The sequence below is a fragment of the Thermotoga sp. Cell2 genome, from assembly GCF_000789375.1.
GTDB classification, from domain to species: Bacteria; Thermotogota; Thermotogae; order Thermotogales; family Thermotogaceae; genus Thermotoga; species Thermotoga petrophila.
Window position 1 is genome coordinate 744,849 of record NZ_CP003409.1, and the last position, 14,398, is coordinate 759,246.

Sequence of the window (14,398 nt, forward strand, 5' to 3'; positions counted from 1 at the left end):
TAAAGGGGGCCGAAGCCCCCGTTTATCAGAACAGGTGAACGTGTTTGAATATGGAGACAGCTATCACCGAGACCACCGACATGATCTTTATGAGAATGTCAAGGGAAGGTCCAACGGTGTCCTTGAGAGGATCTCCAACCGTGTCTCCTATAACCAGTGCCTTGTGCGGCTCGGAACCTTTTCCGTACCCTTCCAGATTACCCGCTTCCAGATACTTCTTCGCGTTGTCCCAGGCTCCTCCAGAATTGGCCGTCAGAATTGCGAGCATCGCACCGCTGAGGACCGTTCCTATCAACACCCCTCCAACGAACTCCGCTCCGAGGAGGAAACCAGTCACAAGCGGTGTGAGAATCGCTATGAACGCAGGATAACCCATCTGCTTCAGAGCGTTGTCACTGGTGATTTCAATACACCTGTTGTAGTCAGGCTTGGCCTTACCTTCCAGCAGTCCTGGGATTTCTCGAGCCTGTCTTCTGATCTCATCCACCATCTTCATAGCTGCCTTGGTAACTGCCGAAATAAGATATCCACTGAAGTAATATGTGATGGCTGCACCAAGGAGGGCGCCTGCTATGACCCTCGCATCGAGCATGTTCAGAAGAAGCACGAGTGAAGGAGGCTTCCCAATATCAGAAGGACTGATCTGGGAGAACATGTAAGACGCAAAGAGCGAAAGCGCTGCAAATATAGCGGATCCTATAGCGAATCCCTTTCCTATGGCTGCGGTGGTGTTACCGACCGCGTCGAGGTGATCCGTGATCTTTCTGACCTCGGGATCCAGTTCACACATTTCGCTTATTCCACCCGCGTTGTCCGCAATGGGACCGTAGCTGTCAACAGAGACGGATGTTGCAACAAACGAAAGCATTCCAAGCGCGGCAATCGCCAAACCGTAGAGACCCGCAAAATAATCAGCAAAGAGGATACCAAGAACAAGTGTTAGAGTGGGGAGAAACACGCTCTTCATTCCCAGTGAAAGTCCGTTCGAAATGACCATTCCGGTCCCTTCGATAGAAGATTTACTCAGAAACTGGGTCGGTTTGTAGTGGTAACTCGTGTAGTACTCGGCCCAGAATCCTATGAGAATCCCTGAGAAGATGCCTATAATCGCTGAGAACCAAGGTGAGATGGCTCCAAATCGGAATCCAACTACATCGAGTCCCTGAAGATCTTTCAGATAGAAATACGTCAGAAAGGCTGTGAGGACAACTGTGAGCAGCGCAGATGTCCAGAGACTGATGTTGAGTTCTCTTTGAGGATTATCAGATGGTTTCTTCACGATCACGTACAGTATTCCAAGCATCGAACAGCCAAGACCAGCAAGAGCAAAGAAGATAGGATAGCTGATGAGAGCTTGTATCGTTTCTTTCGGTACTTGATGTACCAGATTCTCGCCTATCTTCTGAACGTAGATTGGGAACATGTAAGAAGCGAGGATTATGGAAGAAACTATCGCTCCAACAAAGCTCTCCAAAAGGTCCGCTCCGAGCCCCGCAACGTCTCCCACGTTGTCTCCCACATTGTCTGCGATCGTTGCCGGATTCCTGGGATCGTCTTCCGGGAGGTTCAATTCGGTTTTTCCAACGAGGTCAGCTGCCATGTCAGCGGCCTTCGTGTAAACTCCTCCACCGACCCTATCGAACATGGCAATGATTGAACATCCAAGGGCGTATCCAGAAACGGTCATCGCAAAAGGAACAAAGTTTATTCCAAGCCAGTTCGTGTATATGTTCAGATTGTCCACCTGTCCCATCCACTTTCCGAAAATCAGATACACCAGGACGAGTCCAAGCAGAGCGAATCCACCAACGGAAAGACCCATAACGCTTCCACCTTGATACGCCACTTTCAGAGCGGGGCCTATCTTCTTTGTGGTTCTGGCAGCCTCCGCCACCCTGACGTTTGCCCTGGTGGCCATCTTCATTCCCACGATACCAGCAGATGCACTCATAACGGCTCCCAGAAGAAACGCCACGCCCGTCTGCCAGGTTGTGAAGATCATGAGGAGTATCGCTATGACGATGGCAACTTTAAAAATGGCTTTTGTTTCGTGTGCAAGGAAGGAATCTGCTCCACTTCTGATGTAAGAGGAAATCTCTTTCATCTGCTCGGTCCCCTCTGGTTTTCTGACGACGGCTGCGAAGTTTGCGGCAGCAAAACCGAGTGCAACAAGCGGAATTAAAAAGAGCAGCCACATACATTACCCCTCCTCCATGAGAGATTTTATTTCTTCATATAAAAGCCTCAGAGTTGCCTGATAATCTTCCTCTCCCCTTTCCACCTTATCCATGATCTCCTCTAATCTTCGTGTGGTCTCTTCTGTGACGTATTTCTCATAACGCTCTTTCAGATAGGAATAAACCATTACACCAAGTCTGGTTGGTCGAACTCTTTTGTATTTGTCTTCGTACACATAGCCTCTTCTGAAAAGCACCTCTACTATTTTTGCATAAGTAGAAGGTCTCCCAATACCTCTTTTCTTCATTTCTTCCACAATAGAAGCCTGAGTAAAGAGAGGAACGGTGTGTTTTTTGTAAAACTTTTTTCTTTTATCTTGTAGTTTCTGTGTTCAAATCTTGGAGAAACTGTTAACGGCACGAAGAGATTCCAGCCGTCTCTCAAAATCTCGACTATCTGTTCTATTCCAATCCGCTTACCATCCACATCGACTGTCACGATCTGTTTTTTCACCTTCACAGCCGCGGATTGACTGGCAAGAAAGCGGTTGAAGATGAGTTCATAAACTCTCAAATGTTTCTTGGTGAGATCGGCTATCAAACCTTCCTCGACCATCTCCTCAAGTTCCCTGGCATCTATAGGCTTCACGGGCCTTATCGCCTCATGAGCACCTTCTGTTGACCAGCTTCTTCCCATGAATATATCCTCTTTTCCTATCTTCCTGAGGTAGGTTCGCGCGACGTTCTGACCCTCAAGAGAAATCCTTGTTGAATCCGTTCTGTGATAGGTGATGAAACCTTTTTCAAAAAGATCTTGAAGGATGTCCATCACTTCTTGAACACCGAGCCGCAATTTTTGTGAAATCTCTGATAATGCCGAAGATGTCGTGTAAGGTGGTAGCGGATTTCTTTCTTCTTCGACTTCCTGTAGTTCCACAACGGTTACCACGTCATCTGCGATTTTCCCTTCGACTTCCAGATTCACACCGTTTTCCAGAACAAGGAGAGTGAAATCCTTTTCGCTTTTTTTGTATTCTTCTTCTCTCTCTACTATCCATCCCAGAACGGTGGATTGCACCCGGCCTGCCGAGAGATTCGATCTTCCAAATCTTTTCTGCAGTTTTCCACTGAGTTCAAACCCTATCCACCTGTCCTGCACTCTCCTCACGATCTGTGCCTTCACCAGATTGAAATCAACGAACCGGACGCTTTCCCTCGCTTTTTTGAAACCGTACCTTGTGATTTCGTGCATTTCTATTCTCCTCAAAGATCTGGTGGCTGGAAGAAGATACTGAGTCACATCCCAGGATATTTTCTCTCCTTCAACATCTGGGTCTGTTGCCACAAGGATTTCGTCTGCCTCCAGTGAAATCTCTCTTAGGGCTCTGAGCGTTTCTGTCTTATCATCTATGTTTTTCGAAGAACATACAGGACACTCATCCCTATCCTCCGTGAACTGGTATCCACAATCTCTGCATCTTTTCAGAGAGTTGTACACGGGAACGAATTTTCCATCTTCTTCCTCTACTCCGTGGATTCCTCCCTTTGTAACAAGATCGTAGACGTGTCCCCTCGTCGCGGTGAAGAGTATCACTCCCTCGCCTGTCACCGCTTCATGGACAATTATGTTTCTCTCTTTCCGAGAAGAAGCCCTTCCAAGGAATCTGGAGAGCGTCTCTGCTTTGGTCGGAGACTCCACAATGATCAGGAGAGATTTTGATGTGTCGGTCAGTTCCCCTTCAATTCTTTTTCTGCTTTCCTCTACCTCGTGAACCAATTCTTTCCAGTTTGCTTCGGCCTCTTCTATTATTTCTTCTTCTGCGATAAGAAGGAGTCTTGTTTTCAGCGATTCGAAAATCTCCTCGTCTTCTTCGAAGATCACAGAAACACCCTTGACCAGTACACCGTTCAGTATTCGGGAGGATCTCCCAGACGCTTGTATGTAGGTGTAAACATCTGGGATGATCAGCTCCAGGTCTTCATCTTTAACAACCACCCCTCTGAAAATTTCTTTTATTTTCTCAACGAATTCTTTTTGAGACAAATGCTCTTTCGCTATCTTTCTGAGCTCCTCGACATCTGGGTTCTCCTGAGCTTTTATCAAACCCATTTCCTTTAAAACCCTGGCAAGAACAAACCTCGGTGCTCTGTCAAATTCCAGTGAAAATCTCATGGAAGGAGTTCCCCAGAAGATCACGTATTTTATTCTTTCGGGAAGATCGACACCTCTCGTCAGTTTTCCGTAGTACGCCTGAACACCTATCAGAATGTTGATCTTTCCCACTTTGAAATCTTCGAAATTCTTCTCAAATTCAGACCAGGTCTCTCCCACATTGAATTTAAATCTTTTCAGGTATTCATAAAGCTCTTTACCCTCTTCTTCAGTTTGTGCGAAGATCAATATCCCATCTCTGAAAATCTCCAGCAGCTCTATCAGTTTTTCTTTCGATCTGGAGGAGATCCTGACATGGGTGATGTTTCTTGCCACTGAAACCAGCCTTCCGACGGTGAAATTGAGGAGATCTCTGAAGAGAAGGGGCCTTATACCACGCGGTTTGGCGGTGGCAGAAGAAACCACAAGAATACCTGGCTTCAAGCTTTTGGGCCTTTCGTAAATCTTTCCCTGCTTTATAGTCGAGAAAGCCTTTCTTATGATCTCTTCCGGTATTCCGACCATCATGAGCAACGTGTCTATGTTCCGGGAGGCCTTGAGAACAGCATCCACATCGTCCACGAAAACAAAGTCAAATCTTTTTTGGGAAAGCTTTTCTCTGTTTTTCGAAACGAACTGAGTGGAGAAAACCAGGATATGGTAATCGTCTTCCTCAAAGCTTTTCTCGAACTTTTCTTTCTCTTCTTTTTTCATCGAGGAATAAAAACCGAGGATTTTCACCTTTCCATCGGAAAACTTTTGAAGCCTTTCGAGAGTTTGTTTCACCAGAGCGACAGTCGGGAAAACGAGAGCGGATTTTTTCCCTTTCCTTGCCAGCCACAGGGCCGTCATCATCCCAAAAGTTGTTTTCCCCACACCGGTTGGTGCAACCATTGTGAAACTCTTTCCCTGAACGATCCTCTTTGCCCACAACCTTTGATAACCCGTCAAATCCTTCCTGAATTTTTTCTTGAAGAAACTCCTGAAATCTTCGTACTCGTTCCAGAAATCGTGATAGAAACGATACTCTTTCAGAGTCTTTCTTTCAAGAAGAGCCCTATAAATATCAGAAGGGGACTCCTCGAGAAGACAAACTTCACAAGGAAGTCCCCTTTCGTTTCTTTCATCGGTGTTCAATCCCCCACAGTTGATACAGGAATGATGGTATTTGGAATTCACTGCCAACTTCTCAGATACCTCCTCTGTTTCTCTGTCAGCTCATCTATCTTTACTCCCAGAGAATCCAGTTTCATCCTGGCCACTCTTTCGTCTATTTCATCCGGAAGCGTGTACACCTTCGGTGACATCTTGCCGTGATTTTCAAGAAGATAAAGCACGGCGAAGATCTGAAGTGCAAAGGACAGATCCATTATTTCTACTGGGTGGCCATCCCCCGCTGCCAGATTGACCAGCCTTCCCTCCGCAAGCAGAAAGACTGTTTTACCGTTCTCCAGAGTGTATCCTGTCACATTCGGCCGCGCTTCGAACTTTTCAACCGCAATTTCTTCCAGTACCCTCACCGGGATCTCCACATTGAAATGCCCCGCGTTTGCCAGAACCACTCCGTCTTTGAGTGAAAGGATATCTTCCTTTGAGAGAACATCGGTGTTTCCAGTAGCCGTTATCACAAAGTCAGCAATCTTCACGGCCTCTTTCATAGGCATAACTGTGAACCCATCCATGATCGCTTCGACGGCTTTTACAGGATCGACCTCCGTTACGATCACCCTGGCTCCTAGTCCCGCTGCACGGAGAGCGATCCCTCGTCCGCACCAGCCGTATCCCGCCACCACAACGTTTTTTCCAGCAACGAGAAGGTTCGTGTTTCTCATGATGGCATCCCATGTGGACTGACCCGTCCCGTATCTGTTATCGAAGAGATACTTCATCTTGGAATCATTCACAGCGATAACGGGTACTTTCAGTTTTCCTGTCTCTTCCAATGCCTTTAAACGTCTAACACCCGTCGTGGTTTCTTCGGATACCCCTTTGAGATTTTCGAGAACCTCTTCTTTTTCGGTGTGAGAAATCACCGTGAGATCTCCTCCGTCGTCTATTATGAAGTCCGGTCTTTCGTCGAGAACTTTCATGAGATTTTCTCGATAAATGTTCTCGTCGTGTGTTCTTCTCGCATAAACGGTTATTCCCTTTGATCTGAGCGCTTCCGCTACATCATCTTGCGTTGAAAGTGGGTTGCTTCCTGTGATCACCACTTTTGCTCCAAGCTTTGACAGAGTAATCGCGAGATAGGCCGTCTTTGCTTCAAGGTGTATGCTCATTCCAACGGTGAAACCAGATAGCGGCTTTTCGCTCGAATACTCCTCGGCGATTTTGTTCAGAAGGGGCATGTATCTGGAAACCCAGTTTATCTTCATTTCACCTGTGTTCATCGCACTTTTCCCTCCACTATTTTCTCGAAGAACCTCAGAATCTTCGTACCAAAAAATTCTTTCGCACTGATCGGTTCTACTTTTATCACACGAAATCCGAAAATCTTACCAGTGAGCACATCTGTAAAAATCTGATCTCCTATCATCACGCAGCGCTCTGGATCGATTCTCTCCTTTTTCAAGAATCTCCAGAGTTTCAGACTGAAAGGCTTCCCCGCCCTCCAGATGAACGTGACTGGAAGATCGACCTTTCTTGGTTTTCCATTAGAAACAACAATCACACGAGCTCTTTTTGCCAGTTCGATCAACAACCTTCTCTTATCCTCTTCAAGTTTGCTCTCTTTCCACGGAACAAGAGTGTTATCGAAGTCAAAAAAGAAACAGGTGTAGCCTTCTTTCAAGAGACCTTCGAAGTCTATGTCTTCGACCTTTTCAACTCTTTCGATTTTCATGCCTCACCGGGATTCTCCTTTACCTCGAGGATTTCAAGATCCACCATCTCTTTACATCCTTCAAGGAGCTTTATGGCCTCCTCAGGAAAAGGAGTGATAATTTTCAAAACTCCATCTTCGTATTTTCTGATGTTGAACATATGCTCTTCCACCTCAAGAAGGTAGTTCAGAAGGTGAACATCCTCTTTTGAAACCCTCACGTAAACATCGTATTCCATATCAAGAATTCCTCCTCACAATTTCGAAGGTAAGGACTCTCAAAGAAGCGGTTATGTCTATGTTCTCTACCGGGACAGATACCTTTATCTTCACGGGGGCGAAATTCAGAATCCCCTTGATGCCTGCTTTTTCCAATCTTTCAGCTATCTCCTGAGCGTGTTCAGCGGGAACGGCTATCACTCCTATTTCGACACCGTGTTCTTCAACAAATTTTTCGAGTTCACTCACATCACTCACAGCGAGGCCAGGTGCCACTTCTTTTCCTATCTTTGACGGATCACTATCAAAAATTCCTATTATCCTGAAACCCTTTTCCTTCATCACTGTGTAGTTCGCAACTGCTCTTCCTATGTTTCCAGCTCCCACAACGACCAGCTTCCACTCCTTTTTGACACCGAGAATCTCACCAATCGCATCGTAAAGATGTTCCACGTTGTAGCCAACCCCGCGCTTTCCAAACTCTCCAAAATATGACAGATCCTTTCTTATCTGACTCGCTTTGAGATCGAGCCTTCTTGCGAGCTCTTCCGAGGATACCACCTCTACACCCTCATCGAGGAGCCTTTCAAGGCACATGTAGTAACTTACCAACCTTTTTGAAACAGGCTTCGGTATCTTTTCCGCCATTCTATCACCTCATACCACGATATTTACTATCCTTCCCCTTACATATAGGAACTTCTTTATCGGTTTGCCATCGACGTATTCCTTGACTCTTTCTCTTTCGAGGACGATCCTCTTCAGAGCCTCTTCAGAGATATCCACAGGCACAACCACTTTGTCTCTCACCTTTCCATTTATCTGGATGGCGATTTCGACTTCCTCCACTTCGAGCGCTTTTGGATCGTAGGAAGGCCAGGCCTGCTGGACAACAAGACTATCGTTTCCGAGATCGTGCCAGAACTCCTCTGCAAGGTGCGGTGCGAAAGGTGAAAGAGCGAGTGTGAGTTTTTCTACTATCTCTCGCAGGAGTTTCCTGTTCCATTCCTCCTGCGGTACACTGTTCAAGTACTGGCTCAGGTGGTTCACGAGTTCCATCAGACCACTTATAGCGGTGTTGAACTTGAATCCACCCTCTATATCCTCCGTTATCTTCTTGATAATACTGTGAAGCTTTCTTCTGAGTTCCTTTTCTGTGGAGTTTTTCAACACAAGATTCTCCGTGTTTTCTTCTTTCACAAACGGAAGAACCGTGTAGAAAGTGTTCCAGAGCCTTTTGATGAACCTGTGAACACCTTCGATACCGGCGTCACTCCATTCGGCGTCTTTCTCTGGAGGTGCCATGAAGAGTATGTACATTCTCAAGGTATCCGCCCCGTATTTCTCTATCATCTCATCCGGGGACACCACGTTCCCCTTCGACTTGGACATCTTGGCACCGTCTTTGTAAATCATTCCCTGTGTGAAGAGGTTGGTGAAGGGTTCGTCGAAATTGAGATAACCCAGATCGTGCAGTACCTTGGTTACGAATCTGGAGTACAGCAAATGCAGTACGGCGTGTTCCACCCCTCCGATGTACTGATCCACCGGTAACCAGTAGTTCACATCATCGGGCTCGAACGGTTTGTCCTCCAGGTGAGGATTCACGTATCTGAGGAAGTACCAGGAAGAATCAACGAAAGTGTCCATGGTGTCCGTTTCTCTCTGGGCTTCTCCACCACAGATGGGACACTTTGTCCTCTTGAAACCTTCGTGGAAAGAAAGAGGAGATTGACCCGTTGGAAGAAATTCCACGTCTTTTGGAAGTCTCACTGGAAGGTCCTCCTCTGGGACGGGTACAATACCACATTTTTCACAGTAGATGATGGGGATTGGAGCGCCCCAGTATCTCTGCCTCGATATGAGCCAGTCTCTCAACTTGTACTGGACCGACCTCTTTCCAATGCCTTTTTCCTCGAGCCAATTTATGACTTTTTCTATTCCTTCGCTGCTCGGTGTTCCATCGAACGGTCCGGAGTTCACCATGATACCCTCGCCTTCGTAGGCTTCTTCCATCTTCTCCGGATCGAGATCTCTGTCTGCTGGTTTAATCACAACCTTTATCGGAATTCCGTATTTTTTAGCGAAGGAGAAGTCCCTCTGATCGTGGGCAGGAACTCCCATGATGGCACCCGTTCCATACTCCATGAGGATGTAGTTTGCCACGTAGATCGGTATCCTCTCGCCGGTCACGGGGTTTATGGCGTACCTTCCCAGGAAGAACCCTTCTTTTTCGGCCTCGACAGAGGTTCTTCTGAATCTGTCCTGTTGCTTTACACGTTCAAGAAACTCCTGAAGCTCTTCTTTCTTCTCCTCAGGAACGAGCTCTTCAACAAGGGGAGACTCCGGTGCAAGAGCCATGAAAGTGACACCCCAGAGTGTGTCGGGCCTGGTTGTGAAGACCCTGATCTTTGTATCCGATCCTTCGACAGGAAAATCTATTTCCGCACCGGTGCTCTTTCCTATCCAGTTTCTCTGCATGGTCTTGACGTGCTCCGGCCATCCTGTGAGCTTGTCCAGGTCGTTCAGCAGCCTTTCCGCGTAATCCGTGATCTTGAAAAACCACTGTTCGAGGTGCCTTATGGTGACGCTCGTCCCACACCTTTCACATTTTCCGTCTTTCACCTGCTCGTTCGCAAGAACAGTTTTACACTTGGGGCACCAGTTGACAGCTGCCTTCTTCTTGTAGGCCAAACCATTCTTGTAGAGCTGGAGAAATATCCACTGGGTCCATTTGTAGTACTCCTCGTCGCAGGTCGCGATTTCTCTGCTCCAGTCGTAGCTTATACCGAGTTTTTTCACCTGTCCTCGAATAGTGTTGATGTTCTTCCTTGTCCACTCTTCAGGATGAATTCCCTTTTCGATCGCGGCGTTCTCGGCGGGAAGTCCGAATGCGTCGTATCCAAACGGGTGGAGGACGTTGTATCCTCTCATCCTCTTGTATCTTGCGACTATGTCACCTATGACGTAGTTTTTCACGTGCCCTACGTGGAGGGTTCCAGAGGGATACGGAAACATCACGAGAGCGTAATACTTGGGTTTCTCAGACCTCTGAGGTGTATAAAAAACCTTCTTTTCTTCCCATACTTCCTGCCATTTTTTCTCTATTTCCTGTGGTCTGTATTCCTTCATGTCTACACCTCCTGATATTTCCTTCTCAAAGTTAATAATATCAGATTTTTCAGCCATTTGTGATAGAATTTTTCGGAAAGGAGCTGGAAGTATGAGGGTGGTACTGATAGTTCTGGACAGTGTGGGAATAGGTGAGATGCCCGACGCTCATCTGTACGGCGATGAAGGGAGCAACACCATTGTGAACACCGCAAAAGCGGTGGGTGGGTTGCACCTTCCAAATATGGCAAAACTGGGTCTCGGCAACCTCGACGACATACCAGGTGTTGAGCCTGTGAAACCCGCAGAAGGCATCTACGGGAAAATGATGGAAAAAAGCCCCGGTAAAGACACGACGACCGGACACTGGGAAATAGCGGGAGTCATCCTCAAGAAGCCGTTTGACCTGTTTCCAAATGGTTTTCCCAAGGAACTGATAAAAGAGTTCGAGAGAAGAACGGGGAGGAAAGTCATAGGTAACAAACCTGCATCCGGTACGGAAATCATAAAAGAACTTGGTCCGATCCACGAGAAGACCGGTGCTCTGATCGTGTACACATCAGCGGACAGTGTGTTTCAAATAGCGGCAAAGAAAGAAATCGTTCCCCTGGAGGAACTTTACAGGTACTGCAAAATCGCCAGGGAACTTCTGAACGAAATGGGATACAAAGTTGCCAGGGTTATCGCAAGACCCTTCACAGGAGAGTGGCCCAACTACGTTCGAACACCCGAAAGGAAAGACTTCTCGCTCGAACCGGAAGGTAAAACACTTCTCGATGTCCTCACAGAGAATGGAATACCCGTTTACGGTGTTGGCAAGATCGCAGATATATTCGCTGGAAGAGGCGTGACGGAAAATTACAAGACAAAGGACAACAACGATGGAATAGACAAAACGATCTCACTCATGAAGGAGAAAAATCATGACTGTCTGATCTTCACAAATCTTGTGGATTTTGACACCAAATACGGCCACAGAAACGACCCCGTTTCTTACGCCAAAGCCCTCGAGGAGTTCGACGCAAGATTACCTGAGATCATGCATAATCTGAACGAGGACGACGTTCTTTTCATCACGGCAGATCACGGATGTGATCCCACGACTCCCTCAACGGACCATTCCCGGGAAATGGTCCCCCTCCTTGGATACGGAGGAAGACTGAAAAAAGACGTTTACGTTGGCATCAGGGAAACCTTTGCCGACCTGGGCCAAACCATCGCCGATATCTTCGGAGTTCCCCCTCTTGAAAACGGAACCTCCTTCAAAAACCTCATATGGGAGTGAAAGATGAGACCATGGCATACCTCGAAGTTCTCAGGTATCTCTACCACAAAAGACCTATGGGAAAGGTGAAACCAGGTCTTGAGAGGATCTCAATGCTACTTTCAAAACTGGGAAATCCCCATCTGAAATACAAAAGCATACACGTAGGTGGCACGAATGGGAAAGGTTCCGTAACGAACATGATAAGTCATATCTTGATATCTCAAGGGTACAGAGTGGGATCCTATTACTCCCCTCATCTGAGCACGTTCAGAGAAAGGATAAGGTTAAACGAAGAGTACATATCCGAAGAGGACGTGGTGAAGATCTACGAAAAAATGGAGCCGATTCTGAACGAGCTCGACAAAGAAGAAATATTCTCCCCAAGCTTTTTTGAAGTTGTAACGGCGATGGCTTTCCTCTACTTTGCGGAAAAAAACGTTGACATCGCCGTCCTGGAAGTTGGTCTTGGAGGCAGGCTGGACGCAACGAACGTGGTGTTCCCTCTTTGTTCCACCATCGTCACGGTGGACAGAGATCACGAAAAAACGCTGGGATACACCATAGAACAGATCGCGTGGGAAAAATCCGGAATAATAAAAGAAGGAGTTCCCCTTGTGACAGGGGAAAGAAAAAGAGAAGCCCTCAAAGTGATGGAAGATGTTGCCCGAAAGAAGAATTCAAGGGTGTACGTCATTGACAAAGATTTTTCCGTCAGAGTTAAATCTCTGAAACTTCACGAAAACAGATTCGATTACTGTGGGGAAAACACCTTCGAAGATCTCGTCCTGACAATGAACGGTCCTCACCAGATAGAAAACGCCGGTGTTGCCCTGAAGACTCTTGAAGCAACAGGACTTCCATTGAGCGAGAAAGCAATACGCGAAGGCTTGAAAAATGCGAAGAATCTGGGAAGATTTGAAATCTTAGAGAAAAACGGGAAGACGTACATCCTCGATGGAGCGCACAACCCTCACGGAGCGGAAAGCCTTGTCAGAAGCTTGAAATTGTACTTCAACGACAAACCCTTGAACCTGGTAATAGGCATTCTGGACGACAAGAACCGGGAGGACATTCTTCGAAAGTACACCGGAATCTTCGAAAGGGTCATAGTCACCTGTGTTCCTTCACCTCGTATGAAAGACATGAACGGCCTTGTTGACACGGCAAAGAAATTCTTCAAAAACGTGGAAGTCATAGAAGATCCCCTGGAAGCGATCGAATCCAGTGAGGGAGACACAGTTGTTACAGGATCACTGTTTCTGGTGGGATACGTAAGGGAGTTCCTGACAACCGGAAAGATAAATGAGGAGTGGAAACTATGATAGCGGGAATCTCTGGAAGGGTTTTGAAAAAGAGTGGAAACGTTCTCCTCGTGGAAACAAAATCTGGAGTCGTTTTTGAAATCGTCTGCGATGTTCAAACCAGTGAGGAAGTGGAAGAAGGCGGGGAATGTTTTCTCCACACGTTTTTGAGCGTTTCACAGGATGGCATCACCCTCTACGGGTTTTCAAACGAGATGAAGAAGGAACTCTTCCTTTCTCTCACAAAGGTTTCCAGGCTTGGGCCAAAAACGGCCTTGAAGATCATCTCGAACGAAGATGCGGAAACACTGGTAGCAATGATCGCCTCTCAGGACGTGGAAGGCCTTTCAAAACTTCCCGGCATCAGTAAGAAAACAGCGGAACGGATCGTGATGGAACTGAAAGATGAATTCGAAAGTGCTGGAATAAAAGACATGAGGATCTATCATGAATCCTTAGAGGCCCTGATATCACTGGGATACCCGGAGAAACAGGCAAGAGAAGCGGTGAAACACGTGTACAGAGAGGGAATGAAAACATCCGAGTTGATAAAAGAAGCTTTAAAGTTTCTGAGTCACAGATAGTTTCTTTTCAATGTAAAGCAGAAAGAATCCAAGAGTTAGTGAGAGTACAAGACTCAAGATAGATGGCAGAACGACGTTTGTATTCATCTTTTTCGGAAGGACCTCGTAGAGAGACGCGAGAATCATCCCACCGATGAAACTGTAAGTTTCCTCCCGGAATCTTTTCAAAAGAAAGTTCATGATCTTTACGGAGACAAGAATTCCGGCGACAACTCCGATGGAGAATATCAGAAGCTCACCAATTATCAGGTGCGAAACCAGATAAAGAACGTGATCGTAAACACCGAAAATCAGAAGGATCAGCGAACCACTGATACCGGGCACTACCATGGCCATCGCCGCTACGAAACCCGCCAAGACGAGAAGGAACATGTTTTCTTTTGCAGTTGTTCCACCTGAAAAATGCAACATAAAAATCAAAAACATTCCAAGCAAGACGAAGAATATGTTCACAGGTTTGATCGAGAAATACTCCTTTGTTTTCACAAAGCTAACGATGACGAGTCCCAAAAAAAAGAAATGTGTTGGAATCGGATACTTCGAAAGGGAGATTTCTAAGAAGCGCGCTATACCAAATACTCCCACCAAAACACCTGTTCCCACAGGTATCAGCACCTTCAGAGATTTCGAATTTCCATGAAAAAAAGAATTCACCGATTCTATCAGTTTCTCATAGATACCCATGAGAACGGCGATTGTACCACCGCTGACACCCGGTACCACGTTCGCTATTCCCATAAGAACACCTGAAAAGAAGAACCACACC

12 protein-coding genes are annotated in these 14,398 nt (G+C 46.6%); 3 read left to right on the forward strand and 9 right to left on the reverse strand.

Annotated features, from left to right (window positions below):
- Positions 1-25: 25 nt before the first annotated feature.
- The 8 genes from CELL2_RS03835 to leuS are packed head-to-tail and all read right to left on the reverse strand — an operon-like array spanning position 26 to position 10,501.
- Entirely contained in the window at positions 26-2,197 is a 2,172-nt protein-coding gene (locus CELL2_RS03835) for a sodium-translocating pyrophosphatase (protein ID WP_039446207.1), read from the reverse strand.
- 3 nt (positions 2,198-2,200) lie between these two features.
- The gene (locus CELL2_RS09775; protein ID WP_256380508.1) at positions 2,201-2,485 is read right to left on the reverse strand and encodes a DNA topoisomerase; all 285 of its coding nucleotides are present in this window, start codon (positions 2,483-2,485) and stop codon (positions 2,201-2,203) included.
- Positions 2,482-5,508 (reverse strand): reverse gyrase, encoded by a 3,027-nt coding sequence (rgy, locus tag CELL2_RS03840; RefSeq protein WP_256380512.1) that lies wholly within the window; start codon positions 5,506-5,508, stop codon positions 2,482-2,484. Before rgy ends, CELL2_RS09775 begins: the two co-directional genes overlap by 4 nt.
- Positions 5,505-6,719 (reverse strand): adenosylhomocysteinase, encoded by a 1,215-nt coding sequence (locus CELL2_RS03845; protein ID WP_038033293.1) that lies wholly within the window; start codon positions 6,717-6,719, stop codon positions 5,505-5,507. The genes rgy and CELL2_RS03845 overlap by 4 nt, the downstream gene beginning before the upstream one ends.
- On the reverse strand, positions 6,716-7,171 hold the full coding sequence (locus CELL2_RS03850) for a YqeG family HAD IIIA-type phosphatase (RefSeq protein ID WP_038033292.1): 456 nt from the start codon (positions 7,169-7,171) through the stop codon (positions 6,716-6,718). The genes CELL2_RS03845 and CELL2_RS03850 overlap by 4 nt, the downstream gene beginning before the upstream one ends.
- Positions 7,168-7,389 (reverse strand): DUF4911 domain-containing protein, encoded by a 222-nt coding sequence (locus CELL2_RS03855; protein WP_004082801.1) that lies wholly within the window; start codon positions 7,387-7,389, stop codon positions 7,168-7,170. Before CELL2_RS03855 ends, CELL2_RS03850 begins: the two co-directional genes overlap by 4 nt.
- Position 7,390: 1 nt before the next feature.
- Positions 7,391-8,017, reverse strand: coding sequence for a redox-sensing transcriptional repressor Rex (locus tag CELL2_RS03860; RefSeq protein ID WP_012310749.1), 627 nt, complete (start codon positions 8,015-8,017; stop codon positions 7,391-7,393).
- A gap of 9 nt (positions 8,018-8,026) precedes the next feature.
- Positions 8,027-10,501 carry a leucine--tRNA ligase gene (gene leuS / locus CELL2_RS03865; protein WP_038033291.1) on the reverse strand — a complete coding sequence of 825 codons (2,475 nt, stop codon included), beginning with the start codon at positions 10,499-10,501 and terminating at the stop codon, positions 8,027-8,029.
- A gap of 91 nt (positions 10,502-10,592) precedes the next feature.
- On the opposite strand from leuS, the gene CELL2_RS03870 reads away from it, so the two are divergent.
- The 3 genes from CELL2_RS03870 to ruvA are packed head-to-tail and all read left to right on the forward strand — an operon-like array spanning position 10,593 to position 13,632.
- The gene (locus tag CELL2_RS03870; RefSeq protein ID WP_012310751.1) at positions 10,593-11,765 is read left to right on the forward strand and encodes a phosphopentomutase; all 1,173 of its coding nucleotides are present in this window, start codon (positions 10,593-10,595) and stop codon (positions 11,763-11,765) included.
- Positions 11,766-11,776: 11 nt separating this feature from the next.
- Complete coding sequence (locus tag CELL2_RS03875; RefSeq protein ID WP_128080920.1) at positions 11,777-13,069, forward strand: folylpolyglutamate synthase/dihydrofolate synthase family protein; 1,293 nt, start codon at positions 11,777-11,779, stop codon at positions 13,067-13,069.
- Positions 13,066-13,632 (forward strand): Holliday junction branch migration protein RuvA, encoded by a 567-nt coding sequence (ruvA, locus tag CELL2_RS03880; protein WP_012310753.1) that lies wholly within the window; start codon positions 13,066-13,068, stop codon positions 13,630-13,632. Before CELL2_RS03875 ends, ruvA begins: the two co-directional genes overlap by 4 nt.
- Here ruvA and CELL2_RS03885 read toward each other — a convergent pair.
- On the reverse strand, positions 13,609-14,397 hold the full coding sequence (locus CELL2_RS03885; protein WP_012310754.1) for a DUF368 domain-containing protein: 789 nt from the start codon (positions 14,395-14,397) through the stop codon (positions 13,609-13,611). The genes ruvA and CELL2_RS03885 overlap by 24 nt on opposite strands.
- Position 14,398: the final 1 nt, after the last annotated feature.